At 38.0% G+C, this 20,298-nt stretch carries 20 protein-coding genes; 7 read left to right on the top strand and 13 right to left on the bottom strand.

Features of this window, described 5'->3' with window-relative positions:
* Positions 1–38 precede the first annotated feature (38 nt).
* The 12 genes from Q763_RS05050 to guaA form a co-directional block, all read right to left on the bottom strand.
* Entirely contained in the window at positions 39–755 is a 717-nt protein-coding gene (locus tag Q763_RS05050) for a tRNA threonylcarbamoyladenosine dehydratase (RefSeq protein ID WP_035131872.1), read from the bottom strand.
* Entirely contained in the window at positions 748–1,392 is a 645-nt protein-coding gene (locus Q763_RS05045) for a TatD family hydrolase (protein ID WP_035131871.1), read from the bottom strand. Before Q763_RS05045 ends, Q763_RS05050 begins: the two co-directional genes overlap by 8 nt.
* Before the next feature lie 68 nt (positions 1,393–1,460).
* Positions 1,461–2,153, bottom strand: a complete 693-nt coding sequence (locus tag Q763_RS05040; RefSeq protein ID WP_035131870.1) for a hypothetical protein — start codon at positions 2,151–2,153, stop codon at positions 1,461–1,463.
* Between the two features lie 81 nt (positions 2,154–2,234).
* Positions 2,235–3,422, bottom strand: coding sequence for a tRNA 2-thiouridine(34) synthase MnmA (mnmA, locus tag Q763_RS05035; protein ID WP_035131869.1), 1,188 nt, complete (start codon positions 3,420–3,422; stop codon positions 2,235–2,237).
* A 51-nt stretch (positions 3,423–3,473) separates the two neighbouring features.
* A complete protein-coding gene (locus Q763_RS05030) occupies positions 3,474–4,172 on the bottom strand; it encodes a toxin-antitoxin system YwqK family antitoxin (RefSeq protein WP_035131866.1) in 699 nt (232 codons plus the stop codon).
* Positions 4,173–4,276: 104 nt separating this feature from the next.
* Entirely contained in the window at positions 4,277–6,181 is a 1,905-nt protein-coding gene (yidC, locus tag Q763_RS05025) for a membrane protein insertase YidC (RefSeq protein WP_035131864.1), read from the bottom strand.
* 58 nt (positions 6,182–6,239) lie between these two features.
* The gene (locus Q763_RS05020; protein ID WP_035131863.1) at positions 6,240–7,853 is read right to left on the bottom strand and encodes a CTP synthase; all 1,614 of its coding nucleotides are present in this window, start codon (positions 7,851–7,853) and stop codon (positions 6,240–6,242) included.
* A gap of 180 nt (positions 7,854–8,033) precedes the next feature.
* Positions 8,034–8,264 (bottom strand): DUF3820 family protein, encoded by a 231-nt coding sequence (locus tag Q763_RS05015; RefSeq protein WP_035131862.1) that lies wholly within the window; start codon positions 8,262–8,264, stop codon positions 8,034–8,036.
* A gap of 215 nt (positions 8,265–8,479) precedes the next feature.
* A complete protein-coding gene (locus Q763_RS05010) occupies positions 8,480–8,878 on the bottom strand; it encodes an OsmC family protein (protein WP_035131861.1) in 399 nt (132 codons plus the stop codon).
* 2 nt (positions 8,879–8,880) lie between these two features.
* Positions 8,881–10,812, bottom strand: a complete 1,932-nt coding sequence (locus tag Q763_RS05005; RefSeq protein WP_035131860.1) for a PBP1 and LysM peptidoglycan-binding domain-containing protein — start codon at positions 10,810–10,812, stop codon at positions 8,881–8,883.
* A 120-nt stretch (positions 10,813–10,932) separates the two neighbouring features.
* On the bottom strand, positions 10,933–11,370 hold the full coding sequence (locus Q763_RS05000; protein ID WP_035131858.1) for a hypothetical protein: 438 nt from the start codon (positions 11,368–11,370) through the stop codon (positions 10,933–10,935).
* A gap of 159 nt (positions 11,371–11,529) precedes the next feature.
* Positions 11,530–13,059: a glutamine-hydrolyzing GMP synthase gene (gene guaA / locus Q763_RS04995; RefSeq protein WP_035131857.1), complete on the bottom strand. Its 1,530-nt coding sequence runs from the start codon at positions 13,057–13,059 to the stop codon at positions 11,530–11,532.
* Positions 13,060–13,355: 296 nt separating this feature from the next.
* Between guaA and Q763_RS17905 the strand changes: the two genes are divergently transcribed.
* From Q763_RS17905 to Q763_RS04965, 6 genes are all read left to right on the top strand, one after another.
* A complete protein-coding gene (locus tag Q763_RS17905) occupies positions 13,356–14,120 on the top strand; it encodes a glycine-rich domain-containing protein (protein ID WP_035131855.1) in 765 nt (254 codons plus the stop codon).
* A gap of 67 nt (positions 14,121–14,187) precedes the next feature.
* Positions 14,188–14,862, top strand: a complete 675-nt coding sequence (locus Q763_RS04985; protein ID WP_035131853.1) for a DUF4919 domain-containing protein — start codon at positions 14,188–14,190, stop codon at positions 14,860–14,862.
* Between the two features lie 11 nt (positions 14,863–14,873).
* The gene (locus Q763_RS04980; RefSeq protein ID WP_035131851.1) at positions 14,874–15,347 is read left to right on the top strand and encodes an SRPBCC family protein; all 474 of its coding nucleotides are present in this window, start codon (positions 14,874–14,876) and stop codon (positions 15,345–15,347) included.
* Positions 15,348–15,483: 136 nt separating this feature from the next.
* Positions 15,484–16,494: a DHH family phosphoesterase gene (locus Q763_RS04975; RefSeq protein ID WP_035131850.1), complete on the top strand. Its 1,011-nt coding sequence runs from the start codon at positions 15,484–15,486 to the stop codon at positions 16,492–16,494.
* 11 nt (positions 16,495–16,505) lie between these two features.
* On the top strand, positions 16,506–17,063 hold the full coding sequence (gldI, locus tag Q763_RS04970) for a gliding motility-associated peptidyl-prolyl isomerase GldI (protein WP_035131849.1): 558 nt from the start codon (positions 16,506–16,508) through the stop codon (positions 17,061–17,063).
* Positions 17,064–17,076: 13 nt separating this feature from the next.
* Entirely contained in the window at positions 17,077–18,186 is a 1,110-nt protein-coding gene (locus Q763_RS04965) for a peptidylprolyl isomerase (protein ID WP_035131848.1), read from the top strand.
* Positions 18,187–18,255: 69 nt separating this feature from the next.
* On the opposite strand, the gene Q763_RS04960 is transcribed toward Q763_RS04965, so the two are convergent.
* Entirely contained in the window at positions 18,256–18,687 is a 432-nt protein-coding gene (locus Q763_RS04960; protein WP_035131847.1) for a hypothetical protein, read from the bottom strand.
* 182 nt (positions 18,688–18,869) lie between these two features.
* Between Q763_RS04960 and Q763_RS04955 the strand changes: the two genes are divergently transcribed.
* Positions 18,870–20,298 (top strand): beta strand repeat-containing protein (locus Q763_RS04955; protein ID WP_394331008.1); only part of this gene is annotated, 1,429 nt, incomplete at its 3' end.

The raw sequence follows: 20,298 nt of genomic DNA, 5'->3' as shown, positions 1-20,298 counted from the left end.
CTAACATTACAAACAAAAAATCCCCTTACGGGGATTTTTTAATGTTTTAGTATATACTTTACAACGGTCTCGGCTGCATGAAGCCCAAACAGGGCGGGCATCCAGCTATTAGTCCCAAAGAATGATTTCTTAAAGTTTTTACCGTCGGTCATTTTAAGGCTTGTCTGATCCGGTTCTTCGGTAGAGAAAACCGCCTTTACGCCTTTTGTGATACCTTCTTTCTTTAAACGCTTTCTTATATTTTTAGCAAGCGGACAATATTCGGTTTTACTGATGTCGGCCACTTTTACTTTAGAAGCAAGATATTTCCCTCCTGCTCCCATATTGCTAATAATTTTTACCTTCTTCCTTTTTGCTGCAATAATAAGGTTAAGCTTTGGTGTAACACTGTCTATACAATCCAATACATAATCAAACTCTGGCGTTACAAGCTCAAAAGCTCTTTCGGGAGAAAGGAATTCCTCTATCCTTGTAAGGTTAAGCTCGGGGTTAATATCCATAAGCCTGTCACCTACTATTTGTACTTTTGGCTTTCCTACGGTAGAGTGCAATGCCGGCAGCTGACGGTTAATATTTGTAATATCTACAGTATCACCATCAACAATTGTCATGTTACCTACTCCTGCCCTGGCAAGAAACTCGGCTGCAAACGATCCTACTCCACCAAGTCCCACAACCATTACCTTTGCGTTTTTTAATCTATCAAGCCCTTCTTTTTTAAATAAGAGCTCTGCTCTCTCGGTCCATTCAGCCATTCTTAAAAACGGTTTTAAAATTATTGCTTACTATATTCTTTAATTCTTCTATTTCTATATTTTTTGCCGTTGCAGCCTTTTCATATACCAGTTCCAATCCTTCTTCAATAGTATCGGTCTCCATAAAAAACCTGTCATTAGGCACTGTAGCAAATACAGCCGAAAGCTCGGGGTTACGCAACAGATACTTACCAAACGAAATATAAAAACCGTTATCCAGCAATTGCTTTGCTACCTGAGCATTTTTAGAAAACCCGTGTATTATCATGGGCTCCTCCATTTTTAACTGCTTTTTAATAGCTATTGCTTCCTGATAAGTGGCAACGCAGTGCAAAATTACGGGTTTTTGATGTTTTTTTGCTAACAGAAGCTGTTTTTCAAACACTTCCTGTTGTACATTTAAGGGTATTTCAATACGTTTATCCAGTCCGCACTCACCAAGGGCAAGGCAATTATTCATTCCCAACCTTTGGTCAATTATAGCTAAATGCTCCTCCAGTTTATCAATATCTATATACCAGGGATGTATACCGGTAGATAAATAAGGTACATCTATTTCCTCATAAGGGTAGCGGTTTACCACTTCAAATATGTCGCTATTAGCCGTGTAGTTATGAGTATGTAAATTATAAAGCATTAAAATTCAGGTTCGTGTTCAATTATTTCTTTAATGATAGCCTTCGAGCCAAATTTACTAAATCATAGTTACATCCTATATGGACCATTATATAAGTCTGCTTCTTTAATTTTATTATCCTCAGTAAATTGTCTGAAAATATTTTTTTGATCATAACTAAAAGACATAGCACGGGTATGAAAAATAATCACATAGTTTTTAATACGACATGCAAAATGGTTAGTGTTGAAATAAATATTATTACCATTATCCCTAATAATATCTAAAGCCTGCTTTGCCTCTTCATTATCTTTAAACTCCCATTGTTCAATTATACCATCAGCGATAAAATTGCCTTTGACTTTGTTATAATAAAAATAATCAACAATACTTTTAGCTTTTCGCATAAAGGCATACCCCTCATCGTTTATACCATCATTAATTCTGGCGTCATCTAAAACTATCTTATAAAATGGATAATTATTAATATAATGAATTGAGTCGGTATTAAGATATTTATACTGATGTAGCTTTTTTAGCCTTACAGTATCAGATATCCATCCCTGCTGTTCCATCTTACCAACAAAAGTCGCGACCTCGTTAAGAACTAAAACTCCTGAATGATTTTGATTAACTAATGTATCTTTTTGATTATCCTGAACGACATTTGGTAAAGAATCTGTCACTGATTCCTGAACTGTGGTGACAGCAGGTATCTGCTCCGATTTTTTACAGGAAGCAAAAAATGACACTATACTTAAAAATAATAGTATTCTTTTCATATTAACAAATATACATTTTACCCAAACAAAAAACCCAACACTTATCAGCATTGGGTTTATATATAAATATGATATTCTTTATTACGAAATAACGCCCGAACCAATAAGTTCGTCGTCAATATACCAAGCTGCAAACTGCCCTTCGGTAATCGCCGACTGTGGTTCTTCAAAAGCAATGTACATTCCGTTATCAAACATATGCAGGGTTGCTTTTTGTAACGGCTGGCGGTAACGTATTCTAACCATTACTTCCATGGTTTCACCATCTTTTAAAGTAAGGTCTTCACGTACCCAATGTACCTCGTTACCCTGTATGAATAATGCTTTCCTGAACAGTCCCGGATGGGTATGCCCCTGCCCGGTGTAAATAGCATTACTCGCTACATCAGTAGCTATGATAAACAAAGGCTCTTTTGTACCACCCACATTAAGCCCTTTACGCTGCCCTATGGTGTAGTAATGCGCTCCCTGATGCTTTCCTACCACTTTACCCATTTCTGGCTTGTAGTCAATGTTTTTAGCCTCAAAAGCCAGTTGCTCTTTTACACTGTCAAATACCGGTTTATCTAGGTTATAAGTATCCTGAGCGGCATCAATCTCATAAATAAGTCCTTCTTTAGGCTGAAGCTGCTGCTGAAGAAACTCCGGCAGGCGAACCTTACCTATAAAACAAAGCCCCTGAGAGTCTTTTTTCTCTGCAGTGACCAAATCCATCTTAGCTGCGATTTCACGCACCTGAGGCTTGGTTAATTCACCTATAGGGAATAAAGCTTTACCCAATTGTTCCTGCGAAAGCTGACATAAAAAGTAAGACTGGTCCTTATTACCGTCTACACCTGCTAAAAGCTGATATACTTCGTTACCGTCTTTCTCAATGGTACCTTTACGGCAATAGTGTCCTGTTGCCACATAGTCTGCTCCCAGACTTAGGGCAATTTTCATGAACACGTCAAACTTAATCTCACGGTTACATAACACGTCAGGGTTTGGAGTTCTTCCCTGCTCATATTCATTGAACATATAGTCTACTATACGTTCTTTATATTGTTCGCTAAGGTCTACCGTTTGAAAAGGTATACCTAGCTTTTCGGCTACAAGCAAAGCATCATTGCTATCTTCCAGCCACGGACATTCGTTAGAGATGGTAACCGAATCATCATGCCAGTTTTTCATAAACAGCCCTATTACCTCATACCCCTGCTCCTGCAACAGGTATGCCGCAACACTCGAATCCACTCCGCCCGAAAGTCCAACTACTACTCGTTTCATTTTTAATTCCTTTCCTGAAAAAATTTCTGCAAAAGTACTACAAAATATTTATTAGTCCCTTGTTACCTCTTTAGGCATTAACATGAACTCCTTTTTTAACAGTTTCTTATTTTCATAATACTCCCAGTAACCATACTTGTACCCTTTTACAAATTCGCCTTTAGACGATACATTTCCAAACTTATCGTAAAATACTGCCTGCCCGTTAAGCTTCCCGTTTTTGTAGTGGGAGTCCTCCAGTACAGTACCTTTTTCATTATATTTTTTATAGATACCGTTAAGTACCCCATCCTTGTATTCTTTTTCTTCAGCAAGCTCACCTTTGGCAAAAAATACTTTCACCATACCGTTTAACTTACCTTTAGAATAATGTTCCAACAGCATTACAGTTTTTCCGTCAGGATGATATGTTTTCCATTCGCCTTCACGCTGCCTGTTTACTTCTTTACCTTCGCTTACTTTATTTCCTTTTTGATCAACAAACGTAGTAAAGCTAACACCGTTACCCTCGGTAAAATCTCTTGTTGCTATAACCGAACCTTTTTGGGTATCGTCAAAAAACTTAAACACTCCGGTTTCCTTACCATGATTAAAAGTACCTTCATAGCGCGGTCTTCCGGTAGCATCATAAGTGCCTTTCCAAACACCGTGGCGTTTACCGTTACTGTCAAACTTATTGATATTATCCTTGTTTTGAGCGGTAAGCCCCAAGGTTATAAAAAGAGTAATAAGTACTGCGAAGTATCTCATAATAATATTTACGTTTTATATCTAAACTTAAATTGTACTGTTTTTAGTATTGCAAACTGTGAGCCAATTTATTAAAAAAAGCACTCCGAAGAGTGCTTTACAGTTTATCTTTTATTTTGTTGCTGCTTTTTTTGCTGCTCCTGTGCCTGTTCCATCATTTCCTGCATTTTCTTTTGGAAACGTCCCTGCTTTTTAGGCTTGGTTTTGTTTTCCTGAATTTTTGCATGGATTTTCTCATCGTTCACAATGTAGTTCTTAATTACAAACATAATACCTATGGTAATGGTGTTTGATATGAAGTAATACAAACTCAGTCCTGATGCATAGTTGTTAAAGAATATAAGCATCATTACAGGAGAGATGTAAATCATTACCTTCATCATTTTGCTCATATCAGGCATACCTTCCTGTGGGGGTGCCGACATACTTTGATCTCCGGTAGTCATTTTCATATAGAAGAAAATAGCAATAGAGGCAAGTATAGGGAATAAGCTCACGTGGTCACCGTATAAAGGAATACGGAACGGTAAGTGATAAACAGAGTCATAAGACGAAAGGTCATCTGCCCAAAGGAAACTTTTTTGTCTTAAATCAAAGTAAGACGGGAAGAACTGGAATAAGGCATAGAATACAGGTATTTGCATTAATGCCGGTAAACAGCCTGCCATTGGGTTCACACCCGCTTTATTATAAAGCTTCATGGTTTCCTGTTGCTTTTTCATTGGGTCTTTCTTGTACTTCTCGTTTATCTCCTGTATTTCAGGACGAATAACTTTCATCTTAGCCTGAGACAGGTAAGACTTGTACGTTACCGGAGACATTACCAACCTTACAAGGATAGTGAATATAATAATACCTATACCGTATGGAAGGAATAAAGAAAGGAAAGCAAATACCTTGATAAAAATATAACGGTTAATCCAACCGAATATACCCCATCCTAAAGGAATTACCTCGTCAAGGTTTCTGTCATAACTGTTTAATATCTTATAATCTGCAGGACCGTAGTACCAGTCCATGTTATAGCTAAGCTCACCACCATCAAACTCAAGAGGCATTTTTGCAGTAAACTGCTTTGTGTAAAGTGTATCTACCTCTTCATCTTTAACCAGGTTTTCAGATGCAAGATCGGCAGTTTTAAATGCTTTATCTGTTAAAAGGATAGAGGTAAACAGGTGTTGTTTAAACGCTACATAAGTAACATCATCTGCTTTTTCGCTATCGTTGCTACCTACACTTAGATCGTCATCTTTACCGTCTTCATACTCATAAATAACCTGAGTATATCTATTCTCGTAAGAGATACTTTTTTCGTTTCTGTAAGTTTTAAGCTTCCACTCTAAGTCAATAGGGTTAGAAGTATCAAGCACCTGAGATAATCCTTGTGTACGGATAGAAAAATCTACCATATACTGCCCCGGTGTCATTTCATAACGATATTCAAGGAAAGCATTAGCACCTGCCTTTAAACGCATAGTTAAAACCTGATTCTCGCCATTTTTAGTAAGCTCAGGCTCAAAATACATATCCCTTGTATTAAGGATACGGTTATCTTTGGTTTTAAACTGTAGGTTAAAATCGGCATTGTTATCCTTGATGATTTTTACCATCTCACCGGAATCTTTACTGAATTGCTCAAATCCAAGCGGAGTAGCTACAGAAATGTAACCACCTTTGTTAGAAACCTCAAGTAAAAGCTTATCATTTTTAAGCTCGGTTACAGCATCTTTAGCAGAAGGTAATGATGCACTGTAAGCAAATGCTCCAAGAGCATCCCTAAGGCCAGCCTGTTTTACAGAGTCTGTAACTATAGAATCCTGTTCTGTAATTACAGCTGTTTTTTCATCTGCGAGTTTAGCCTGCTTTTCCTGCTCTACTTTTTCCTTTTCGGCTTTCTCTTTATCAAGTTCTTCCTGTGTAGGTACCTGGTTGAATAACATCCAGCCTAAAAGCACAGCAATTAGGGCAAAACCTATGGCCGATTTGTAATCTAATTTTTTTTCTTCCATCTAATTAGTTTGTTACACCGCAAAGTGTATCCTTTTACAAGGAATATAATTATCTAAATTATTCGCTTTTTTTCTTAACCGCAGCTTTTACAAAACTTACAAAAAGCGGATGCGGGTTAGCTACCGTACTCTTATACTCAGGGTGATATTGTACCCCAATAAAGAAAGGATGATCTTTAAGCTCAATCACCTCTACAAGTCCGGTATCTGGATTAACACCCGATGTTACCAGTCCTGCCTCCTGCATTTCATTCAGGTATTTACCGTTAAACTCATAACGGTGACGGTGACGCTCTAAAATATCTGCTTTGTTATATATGCTATAAGCAAGAGTATCCTCTGTTAAGTGACATTTCCATGCACCAAGACGCATAGTACCCCCCATATCGGTAATATTTTTTTGCTCTTCCATAATGTTGATTACAGGATAAGGAGTACTCTCATTCATCTCTGTAGAGTTAGCATCTTTCCAGCCCAGTACATTACGTGCAAATTCTATAACCGCCATTTGCATACCTAAACAAATACCAAAGAAAGGTATTTTGTTCTCTCTGGCAAAACGAACAGTTTCTATTTTACCTTCAATACCTCTTCCTCCAAATCCCGGAGCAACAAGAATACCGTCTAAACCAGAAAGTTTTTTGGCTGCAGTTTGCTCATCAAGATATTCAGAGTGGATACTGATAACGTTTACCTTAGTCTCATTAACAGCACCGGCATGTATAAACGCCTCAAGGATTGATTTGTATGAATCCTGAAGTTCTACATACTTACCTACAAGACCAATGTTAACGGTATGCTTAGGATTTTTAAGTTTGAAAAGGAATTCGTTCCATTGTTTTAAGTCGGGATTGTTTTTCTCAGCAAGGTCAAGCTTTTTAAGGGCTACCCTATCCAATCCTTCCTCCAGCATAAGGTTAGGAACGTCATATATAGTAGAAGCATCTATAGACTGTATAACAGCTTCTTTTTTCACATTACAGAAAAGTGCCAGCTTCTGTCTTAAGTCAGACGAAAGCTCATGCTCTGTACGGCAAACAAGTATATCGGCCTTAATACCGCTCTCCATTAACGTTTTAACAGAGTGCTGTGTAGGCTTGGTTTTAAGCTCTCCGGCAGCAGCAAGGTATGGTACAAGCGTTAAGTGGATAACAATACCGTTGTTTTCACCCAGTTCCCAAACCAACTGTCTAACAGATTCAATGTACGGTAGTGATTCAATATCACCTACAGTACCACCTATCTCGGTAATAACAATATCATAATCACCTGTTTTACCAAGTTGCTGCATGCGCTCCTTGATTTCGTTAGTGATATGAGGTACAACCTGTACAGTTTTACCTAAAAACTCCCCTCTTCTCTCTTTTTCAATAACCGAAAGATATACTCTACCGGTAGTAACATTGTTAGCCTGAGAAGTAGGAACATTTAAAAATCGTTCATAGTGCCCAAGGTCAAGATCGGTTTCAGCTCCGTCATCTGTTACATAACATTCACCGTGCTCATATGGATTAAGCGTTCCCGGATCTACGTTAATGTATGGGTCAAATTTCTGGATAGCTGTCCTGTAGCCTCTTGCCTGCAATAATTTTGCTAAAGAAGCCGCTATGATTCCTTTACCTAAAGAAGAACTTACACCTCCTGTAACAAAAATATACTTCGTTTGATTCATTGTACTGTTGTTGTGCTGTTGTTGTTGTAAAAAACGTGGCAAAAATAAGCAATTTTATCCGATAAAATGTAATCTGTAAATGAGGTTATTTGAAAATTTGAAAATACCAATACCCAAAGTCTGAAAAACAGCTTTATTTTTCAGTAATTCAGGGTGTTTATTTAACAAATTTTCAATTTTTCAGGGCTTTGGATATTGATTCCTGATGTTTCTTATCATCCCCTCAAGTCCGTTAAGTTTTAACTCATAAACCAGTTGCAGCTGCTTACCTAAATGCCCGGCAGGAAACCCTTTATTATGATACCAAACCACATAATGTTCGGGCAAATCAATAAGGTAACGCCCTTCATATTTACCAAAAGGCATTTTGGCATGTGCTAATTTTATTAGCAACTCCCTTTGTTCATCCATAAATAATACTGTAAACAGCAAAGGTAGTAACCAAAAGCCATCCCTAAAACAAAAAAGCACTCTTTATCCAGAGTGCTTTTTATAACCAAGTGTCACGCGAATGAAACACTTTGCATAAACCAAAGGAATCTAAAAAAACTTCCTGTATCAAATGTACCCTGGCTATAAAACAAAAAAAATACCCAATGAAGGGTATTTTTATATTTAAAACCGAATTACCAGTTAAACGTTATATCTCTTTCAATATCGGGATGCAGGCTGTAATGAACCGGGCAATGCATTGCTGCCCTTTCCAGTATTACCCTTGCCTTATCATCGGCATCGCTTTTAAGATTAAAAACAACTTTAATCTTTGAGATTCTTCGCGGGTCGGCAGCCATGGTTTTAGCCACTTCCGCAACAGACCCCTGCATACTAACCCCCATATCCCTGGCCTTTATACCCATAATAGTAAACATACAGGTTGCCAAAGCATTTGCAACAGTATCGGTAGGTGAAAAAGCCTCTCCTTTACCATTATTATCAAGCGGAGCATCGGATATAATTTCACTACCCGATTGTAAATGAACAGATGATGTTCTTAAATCTCCTAAATAAGTTACTTTAGATGTCATAATTACTCTGCGTGTTTAATACTTAAATCCTCATCATAATACAAAATATACACTCCGCTATTATAATTACCTCCGTTAAGAGATCTATAGGCAAATTTGTTTTCTACCTGTTCAGACGATTTTGTCACTACTGTTTCTCCAAAACTTTCCGGCTGGAACAAACGTAAAATAACATCAAAAGTTACATCAAAACCTCTGGTAGCAAACTGATTTGGAGAAACTCCGTTTTTCTCCTTAAACTTCTTAATAAACAAATGTTTCTCAGGAGTATCGGTATCATTAGTTATAGAAGCATACTGCATTTTTAACTGCGTTAATAAATGCAACGGAACCTCCTCATTATCCAACACATCAGTCCTTTCAAAAACAGCCAGTTGTATTTTATACTCCTCTTTTATCTTCATAAGTACCCTTACCGTGTTAGACACTTTACCGGCACTTTCGGTATCAAGCAATATATAGTTAACCCCTGCCGGATCAAGTAACGGCTTAAGCAACTCTTCGGTTACCATCTGGTCGGTAATTTTTGCTCCTGCATAATTGTTTTTAATAAACTGTTTTGAACTCAGTTTTTTCTCATCAACAACCGCTATAAGGTTAGCGTTTTTGCTTTTAATGAAATTAAGCATTGCTACTCTTACCACATCAGGACTAGGAACCGACTGATATAGGTTCTCAATTGGTTTACCAACCTCTTTAGAAAGTGGCGACACCACCGGAATATTTGTTAATGTTTGTGCAGCTCTTTCTACGTTGCTTTGAAAAAACGGACCAATTATCGCATTCACCCCTACAAGGTTTGCTTTAAGCCTGTCTACAGCAGATGAAGTTTTAGACTCCTGTGAATCCAGTATCTTAACCTTAATAGGTAGTCCTAATGTTTTAGCCGAATCGATAGCTATTAAAGCTCCGGCATAAAAATCAAGAGTCATATTAAGGAATCTGTCTGTTCTTACACGCTCTGTTTCCTCCTCACTACTTTGATCTTTTATAAGATTAAAAGGCAGCAATAGTGCTAGTTGCTTTTCTCCCTGCACATCAAGCGAATCAACAAGACTTACAACTCCGGGCGCTTTTTTTCCGGTAATAAAACCTCCTGTTTTAGGTGCAGGAAACTTTAAAACCATACCTTCTCTAAGCCCGCCTTCTTTCAGTTCAGGGTTTAGCTCTTCTATTTTTTCTTTAGTTAATCCTGTTGTTTTGGTAAGATTGTACATTGTTTCCTTTGCAGGAACAGTATACATGGTAAACTGAGGCTCATCTTGCTTTAACTGTGCGCCGGGACCTATTTCTTTAGTCAGTACCGAGGCCTTATCAAGCTTAAGCTTATAACCTAACGGAAGCACATCTTTAACCTCAGGGTTAAGCTCTTCCAAAAGTTGCTGGGTCATGCCATACTGTTTAGCTATAGAGTATTTTGTTTCACCAGCCTCAACGGTATGATACATATAACTTGGCGCATCTTTTTTCTCAAATACTTTCTCTGCTCTTTCGGCCTGTGCCTCAACACCACTCCCTTTTACCGGAATAATTACTTTTTGCCCTATTTTTAACCCATCAACCAGTTCGGGGTTTGCAGCAATAAGTTCCTGCTCGGTAACATTGTACTGTTTTGTAAGCCCATACATAGTTTCTTTAGCCTTTACCTCATGTATAGGGTTAGAAATTCTGGTAGCTTTTTCTGTAACAGGCACAGCAGCAGTTTCCGATTTCACTTTACCTGCAGTAGGTATAAGCAATACCGCACCTTCGCTAATACCATTTTGAGAATCAGGGTTTAGCCTGAAAATATCATATGGGGTAACTTTATATTTTTTTGCAATCTCGGTCACCGTTTCTCCCTTAGCTACCTGATGCTTTTTATACTTGCCCTGCGCAAAAGCCGAACCGGATAACAACACGAGTGAAAAAAATAAAATTACAAAATGCTTCATATTCAAGTTTTGGTTTATACTAATTGTTTAAGTTGGTGCAAATTTAATTTATGTAACGAGTGCTGTACAGTATTTTTATTATAAATTTCAGTTAAAATAACCGCACAATCACTGCTTCTTTTATTCTTCGGTATCGGTAGTAAGATGTTTCTTTTTTCTTTTTGGCGTAGGCACCTGTATTGGTCCTCCACGTTCTTTTTCAAGTTTTTCTTTAAAAGCATCAAGATCCTTTTTCTGTGATTTATGTAACGGAATTTTCAATACACCTCCGCCTGTTTTAGCATCATATCCGCTAATAGCCCATTCATTGTATTTGTAAATCTCTTTAGGGTCTACCATATACTTTCTTGATATCATAATCATTCTTTCCCCCGGTAAAATTTTATGATCAATAAAAAATGCATCTGGGTCTTCCTCCTCATACATATCATCTTCATCTGTCATCTCTAAGGTATCATCATCATTGTCGTAATTTTGGTCGTCACCATAGTTATTCTGTGCCATAGCAGCTGTAAAAGAAAAGGTAGTGAACAACACCAATAATAAAAGTTTTTTCATGGCTTGTAGTTTTTTAGTCAAATTTAGTCGCTCTAAAATTAAACGTTTTTTTGGTCAAATTATTAAATCCATTTAACAATTTACCAAAACCCTGCCACAAATAAAAAAATAAGCCTTTGCGGTTGCAAAGGCTTATTTAAAATATAAATTAAAGAAATATTATTCCCATTCAATAGTGGCTGGTGGCTTAGAGCTAATATCATAAACAACCCTGTTTACACCTTTCACTTTATTTATAATTTCGTTAGAAACCTTCATAAGGAAATCGTATGGTAAGTGAACCCAGTCGGCAGTCATACCATCTGTAGATTCTACAGCTCTAAGGGCAACAACTTTTTCATAAGTTCTTTCATCCCCCATTACACCTACACTGTTTACAGGCAATAGTATTGCTCCTGCCTGCCATACCTGATTGTAAAGTCCGTGATCTTTAAGACCCTGGATAAAGATATGGTCTACTTCCTGAAGTATACGTACTTTCTCGGGAGTGATATCTCCAAGAATCCTGATTGAAAGACCTGGTCCCGGGAACGGGTGTCTTCCTAAAAGCTCTGGATCGATACCTAAAGTAGCTCCTACTCTTCTCACTTCGTCTTTAAACAGCATTCTTAGCGGTTCTACAACCTGAAGTTTCATAAAATCAGGTAATCCACCTACATTGTGGTGTGACTTGATTGTTGCAGAAGGTCCTTTTACAGAAACCGACTCAATAACATCAGGATAAATAGTACCCTGTGCAAGCCATTTCACATCGGTAAGTAAGTGTGCCTCGTCATCAAACACTTCGATAAACACACGACCGATGGTTTTACGCTTAGTTTCAGGATCTTCAACTCCTGCAAGCTCGCTAAGGAATCTTTCAGAAGCATCAACACCTTTAACATTAAGCCCCATATCCTTGTACTGGTGAAGTACACTCTCAAATTCATCTTTACGCAGTAATCCGTTGTTTACGAATATACAGTAAAGGTTTTGGCCAATAGCCTTATTTAAAAGTACCGCAGCCACAGTAGAGTCTACCCCTCCTGAAAGCCCCAGTACTACTTTATCATTTTGGATTTTTGTTTTTAGCTCTTCAACAATATCCTCAACAAAAGTATCCGGTGTAAAGTTTTGAGGTACCTCTGCGATTTTCACAAGGAAATTCTCAAGCATTTGCTTACCGTCTGTAGAGTGATATACCTCTGGGTGATACTGGATAGCATAAGTAGTTTCGCCCTCTATTTTATAGGCAGCATTTTCCACATCTTTAGTACTTGCAATTCTCACACCGTTTGTTGGTAACTGCTTAATGGTATCACTATGGCTCATCCATACCTGGCTACCTGCACTAACACCTTCAAGGAATGGTTCGTCTTCCTTAATATAAGAAAGGTTTGCACGACCGTATTCACGGATGTTACTTGGCGCTACCTCTCCTCCATGGAAATGAGCAAGATACTGCGCACCATAACAAACTGCTAATAATGGCAGTTTACCACGAATTTCAGAAAGGTCTGGATGCGGTGCATCTTCTGCCCTTACTGAGAATGGACTACCAGAAAGTATTACGGCTTTGTAAGACGATAAATCACCCGGTGGGTTGTTGTAAGGGAAAATTTCGCAAAAGATATTTAACTCGCGAACTCTCCTCGCAATAAGCTGTGTGTATTGCGATCCGAAATCTAGAATAAGTACATTGTGTTGCATGCGCAAAAGTAATTCAATATTTTGAAACTGAAAAATGAGTTTTTATGTTTTTTAATTTGATTATTTTTTAGCAGGTTTATCAATAAATATGCACTATTAACAACTAAAATAAGCACTAGTTATCATCAAATAAAAAGTAATTCTACATTATTATTTTATCTAAAACATAACTAATTTAAAAATCAACCATTCAAAAAGAACTGAAAAACGGCAGATTACATTTTCATAACAAAAGAAAAAATCAAATTCTGTATTTTGATATCCTTTTTATATTTTTAGCGAAATTTATTTTTTAAATGACCGCACCCCAAAAAGAGCTATGGGATAAAATCTCAAATTTCAGGTTGGACGACCCTGATGCCTCCTTTACGTTTTCGGCACGACTTGCCAGAGAAAACGGCTGGACAAAAGAATACACCAACAGCGTTATTGAAGAATACCGAAAGTTTATCTTTCTGTGCTGTGTATCAAAATCATCAGTAACCCCTTCAGATCCTGTAGACCAGGTATGGCATCTGCACTTAACTTACACAAAATCATACTGGATAGATTTTTGCAAAAATACCCTGCAAAGAGAAATACACCACAACCCTACCAAAGGAGGAAAAAGTGAAAGGAAAAAGTTCAATAACAACTATACTGAACTACATACTATATATAAGGAGATGTTTGGTAATAATCCGCCACAGGATATATGGCAGGACAACAAAACCCGTTTTACAAAAATTAATTTCCGTAGAGTTAGTATGGATAATTACTGGCTCATAAAAAAACCTCCTCTTCTAACATTAAAGCTTATAAAATTGTGCCTTCTTGGTATAGTAGTAGCTATTAGCATTCAGGCTTCAGGTAACAACTTAGGGATAATAGTTGTTATTCTCTTTTTAATAGCTTTATTCCGCGCAATCAAAAAAGGTGGCGACGGTAACGGCAACAGCAGTAGCGGATGTAGTACATGTAACAACGACAGCTTTGACAGCGGATGCAGTTCCCACGGAGACAGCGGATGCGGATCAGGTTGCAGCGGCTGTAGCGGATGTGGTGGATGCGGCGGAGATTAATTTTCCAATTTTATGTTAAAAATTTGATAATTTTCATTAACTTTAATCAATTCAAAACCAACCCCATATGAAATTAATCTATTCCCTGCTAATAGTATTTATAGCACAATTTTCTTTTGCGCAGGATTTTCAGCTTGAAAAACCTGATTTTGACCTCATTGAAAAAAATGTAAAGGATAAAAACTCTCCCCTGCACTTTGATAAGCTGTATGCCAAATACATTGCGGCCGACAGCACCATGACCATTCAGGAAAGGAGACACCTGTATTTTGGGTATTCTTTTCAGGACGAATATGCTCCTTATGAGCGATCTGATGCACAACAGGAATTAAACGAAATTTTGCAAAAAGGGGAAGTTTCCCCTGAAGATTGTGAAAATATACTTGTACTTTCGGCAAAGATATTAAAGATTTATCCTTTTAGTGTACGCATGAAAGAATACAGAATATATGCCTACAAGGAACTCCAAAGGTTTGACGAAGCCGAAAAAGAGACCATACAGGCAAACATGATTCTGGATGCGATACTAAGCACAGGAGAAGGTACATCTATAGAATCAAGTTTTTACGTAATTAATGTTATGAACGAGTATGAGCTTTTAAACATACTGGGATTTGAATTTGGCGGCAAACAGGAGCTTGTTGAAGGACTCTATGACTATTTAACGCTAAAAGAAAACTCATATAACATTGACGGACTATACTTTGAAGTTTCCAGGTGCCTTAACTCGTTGAAATTCTAGCAATTTGAATTATGAAGTACACAGTTGAAACAGAAATTGATTTGCCCCTAGGTAAAGTTATCGAGCTATTTGATAATCCGGATAATTTAAAATACTGGATGGACGGGCTTGTAAACTTTGAAAGTATTAGCGGTATACCGGGACAACCCGGCGCTAAATCGCGACTGATATTTAGAATGGGAAACCGTAACATTGAAATGACGGAAACCATTACTGCAAAAAGACTTCCTGAAGAATTTACAGGAACCTATGAGGCCAATGGCGTGTACAATATTGTAAAAAACAGATTCATATCAATACCGGGAAACAAAACCCGTTACATTACCGAGAATTATTTTGAATTTAAAGGCTTTATGAAAATTATTGCTTTTATAATGCCGGGATCGTTTAAAAGACAATCCCTTAAATACCTGCAGGATTTTAAACGTTTTGCAGAAGATGACATACGAAACCTTAATGTTATACAGCTAAACGGCACACATTAAACAAAAATCTTTTTAAAAACTCTCTTTTATCCTTTAAATAGTAGTCCTCACAAGGCATTAAGCCGAGTGAGGTTTTTTTTTGAAGTCCTCTGCTTACAACCTTCTAACCATAAAAAAAAAAATGTAAATTCGCATCATGATGACATCCCAAGATATTGCAGAGATTAAGAGTTTATTGGCTTCTCCAAAAAAAATAGCCATAATACCACACCGTAACCCCGATGGAGATGCTATGGGCTCTAATTTAGGCCTTTACTATTTCCTTAAACTTAAAGGACATGATGTTACGGTTATAGCTCCAAACGAATTCCCTGATTTTTTAAACTGGCTTCCGGCTTCAGAGACCGTTAAGGTATTTGAAAAAGATAATGCCGACTGCACAGCCATTCTTAAAAACTGTGACATAATATTTACACTCGACTTTAATGTACTGAGCCGCACCGGAGACATGATGGAAGCTGCATTAAAAGAGCTTACTACTACGTTTATCATGATAGATCACCACCAAAAACCGGGTGATTATGCCAAGTACATGTTTAGCGAACCTAATTATGGCTCTACCTGCGAAATGGTATACCACTTTATTAATGCTTTAGGCGAAGGTTCGCTTATTGATAAAACAATAGCTACCTGCCTGTATACCGGTATAGTGACCGATTCGGGCTCGTTTAGATTCCCGCTAACAACAGGCACTACGCACCGCATTGTAGCAGAGTTTATTGATAAAGGGGTAGACAATAGCGAAATTCACAGTTTACTGTATGATAACCATTCAAATAATCGTTTACAAATTTTGGCAAGGGCTTTGCATAACATGAAAGTGTTACCGGAGTATAAAACATCTTACACTTATTTAAGTCAGGATGAGCTTAACAGCTTAGGCCATACCAAAGGTGATACCGAAGGAATTGTAAACTACGGGCTTAGCATGAAAGACATTAATTTCACAGCTATGTTTACCGAAAACAAAGAAGAAGGCATTATAAAAATATCCTTCCGATCTAAAGACGGATTTGATGTTAACCAGTATGCACGCGAGTATTTTAACGGTGGCGGACATATTAATGCTGCCGGAGGAAAATCAAACGAAGGTCTGGAAGCAACTTTACAAAAATTTATTGCTACATTAGCAAACATTAAAATATAGACAAGATTATAATGACGAAGAAAATTATATGGCCTGTAGCCTTAATGACACTTCTTATAGTCGGTTGTTCACAACAACAGGCAAGAGTACCTGTGTCACACAGCTCGGGTTCCTTTATGCAGCAGTCCATAGAGCGCAATAAGGCGCTCATTGCCAACGAGGAAATGGCTATAGACTCTATTATAAAGAATAATCCTCAGCACAAATACCACGCTGCCGATAAAGGCTACTGGTACCGCTATGATATAGAAAACACTACCGATACCATTACTCCAAAACGTGGTGACATTGCTTATTACTCTTATGATATTAAGGATATAAACGGTAACGTTATTTACACCGAAGAAGAACTGAAACCTCAGGTTTATTATGTAGACAAAGAGGATATAATGGCAGGGCTTCGCTATGGTATCAAATTAATGAATAAAGGGGAAAAAGTTACCTTTCTGTTCCCTTCAAACCTTGGCTACGGCTACCGTGGTGACCTAAATAAAATAGGCACAAACAAGCCGCTTATGTGTACCGTTACCCTTAACGATATAAAAGCCGACGAGACATCAAAAAATTAATCTAAATCAATAAATGAGACCAATGACAAGTTTATTCTTAAGCATTGTTGCTTTAATGTTTTCATGCAAAAACACCGACGCTCCAAGTTATGACGTTACTAAGCTTGAAGACGGGCTATATGCCGAAATAGAAACTAACAAAGGTAATATCCTGTTAGAACTGGAATACGAAAAAACACCTTTAACTGTAGCTAACTTTGTATTGCTTGCCGAAGGCGAAAACGATATGGTTGTAGGCGACAGAAAAGGAAAACCTTTTTATGACGGTTTAAAGTTTCACCGTGTTATAAAAAACTTTATGATCCAAACCGGAGATCCTAACGGAAACGGTTCGGGCGGACCGGGTTACAAATTCCCTGATGAGATTACCGATTTAAAACACACGGGACCGGGTATACTATCTATGGCTAATGCCGGACCAAACACAAACGGAAGTCAGTTTTTCATTACTCACAAAGCTACCCCTCACCTTGACGGCATCCATACTGTTTTTGGACACGTGGTAGAAGGACAGGACGTGGTAAACCAAATTGAAAACAATGATACAATGATTAGCGTTAAAATTATCCGTGTAGGTAAAGGCGCTAAGAAATTTAAAGCTGAAAAAGTTTTCAAAGAATACTACGAAAAGGCTAATAAGGAACTGAAAGAAAAAGCTGAGGCTCTTGAAAAAGCTAAAGCAGATCAAGCTGCCCTTATTAACGAAGTAAAAACTTCGGGTACTAAAACAGCATCAGGACTTAGGTACAAAATATTAGAAAGCGGTTCTGCAGGCAAGCCAATACCGGGAACTGAAGTATATATTCAGTATGCCGGATTCTTCCAAAACGGAACTGTATTTGATACAAGCGACCCTGAAACAGCTAAAAAATTCGGTACATACATCCAGCAAAGAGACATACAGGGTGGTTATATGCCAATTCCTTTTATAGCAGGTAAGAAAACAGGTATGATTCCTGGTTTTATCGAAGCTATAGAACAGTTAAACGTTGGTGATAAACTTATTGCTTACATTCCTGCTCACCTTGCTTATGGTGAAAAAGGTGCAGGTCGTTTAATTCCGCCAAATACTGATCTTGCATTCGAAATTAAAATGCTTGACAAAAAACCGGAAAGAAAATAATCCTAAACAGGATAAACATAAAAAAAGGACATCTTATTCAGATGTCCTTTTTTTATGTAGTACAGCAAATTAAAATTTCCAGTCAAACTCATCCTTACTGTTAAAAACAGCGCCAAGTTCAAGGGTATCTACCTCATCAAACTCTACCTGAAAAATAACCCAGTTATCTTCATTAAAATAATTATCGGTTATATCAAACGGTTCTTTTTCAAACGAGGTTATCTTGTTCTCTTTTAACACAGCAGTAACATCTCCCCACTTCTGCCCTATTATTTTATTAGAAAACAGTTCTAAATCAGGATTTGCCGATATGATATACCCAAGCCTCAAATCTTCGTCACTGTAAAACGTAAGCCTGAACTTCTCTTTATTATATACGTATATAATATTCTCTTCATCGTCTTTATACTCCCTGTCAGGCTCGCCGTAAATAGCCTTTACATCCTGCTGTTTCATTCCAAACAGTAATTTATCTACTCCGGTTCTTAAGTTTACTTTCATCTTCAGTATTGTTTAATTTTCATTAAAGGTAATAATACATTTTGAATGTATGAGATGAAATTTTCATCAACATATTGATTCACAAAATAAATATTTAAGAATTATTTAACTACAACACTAAAAAACCAACAAACAATTTACATCGTAACTAACAGTAATACGAACCAGAAACTTTTTACAACATGATGAAGAATTTTACATTCACGATGTTTTTAACGGTTTGCCTCTTGTTTGGTTTTTCAGCCAATGCTCAGGTTACCGTGACAAACTCAAACGATAGTGGCATGGGGTCATTACGTCAGGCAGTACTAGATGCTTCTGCGGGCAGCACTATTATATTTGCCCTTACAACCAATGGAAATACAATAACGCTTAACAGCGAAATAACCATTGATAAAGAACTTATTATTAACGGTAACGGAGACGATGCTACAATTATTAGCGGAGGCGACAGCAACAGAATATTCAACATATCGGGCGCTACGCAGGTTACCATCAATAACATATCATTTACGGGAGGTGCCGCATCAGATAATGGTGGGGCGCTTTTTGTATCGGGTACCGATGTACTTATAAACAACAGTGCTTTTACCAATAATACAGCCAGCGGAGCAACAGCAGGCATGGGCGGTGGTGCCATTTACGTTATGGGCGACAGCGATGTAACCATTAACACCTCTTCCCTAACCGGAAACGAAGCCGATGGTATGGCCGGTAGCGGTGGTGCTATTTTAGTAGGCACAGGTAGTAACCTTACGGTTAACGACTGTGTTATTACAGGTAACATGGCAGGACGTGCCGGTGGTGGTATAGAAGGAAATTCGGGAGCAGGAACAATGATAACCCTAACAGATGTTACCCTTAATAATAACTCCACTGCATCAAGCCCGGGTAATGGTGGCGGACTACACATAACAGGTGCAGGTGACACTATGATTACAGGCGGTACGGTAAACAACAATACTGCTTCTGCCGAAGGTGGCGGACTTTGGAACGGTAGCGGCACAATGACCATAGAAGGAACAGTGATAAGCGGTAATACTGCCAGCGGAGACGGTGCCGACCAAGGTGGTGGCGGTATTTATAACCTTAGCGGTACACTTAATGTAAATGCCGAAACGGTAATTAGTAATAACACAGCCGATGGTACTTCCGGTAGTGGTGGTGGTATCCTTAATGATGCCGGAGCTACACTGGTAGTGACCGAAGCCGAAATAATAGGTAATGTATCAAACCGTGCAGGTGGTGGTATTGAAGATAATTCGGGTATGATGGGATCGGTAACATTAACCAATGTGATGATTACCAACAATACTACAAATAATTCACCCGGTAATGGTGGCGGACTACACGTTACAGGTATGGGAATGATTACTATTAGCGGTGGTGAAGTTTCAGGAAACATGGCAGGATCAGAAGGTGGCGGACTATGGAACGGAACAGGAACAATGAACATTGACGGAACCGTTATTAGCGGTAACACCGCAAGCGGTAACGATGCCGACCAAGGTGGTGGTGGTATTTACAACCTTAATGGTGGTACTCTTATTATTGCAAACGCTACAATTAGCAATAATACTGCCGATGGTACTTCCGGTAGTGGTGGTGGTA

The sequence above is a fragment of the Flavobacterium beibuense F44-8 genome, from assembly GCF_000769915.1.
GTDB lineage: Bacteria > Bacteroidota > Bacteroidia > Flavobacteriales > Flavobacteriaceae > Flavobacterium > Flavobacterium beibuense.
This window is presented reverse-complemented; position numbering and strand designations above follow the sequence as displayed.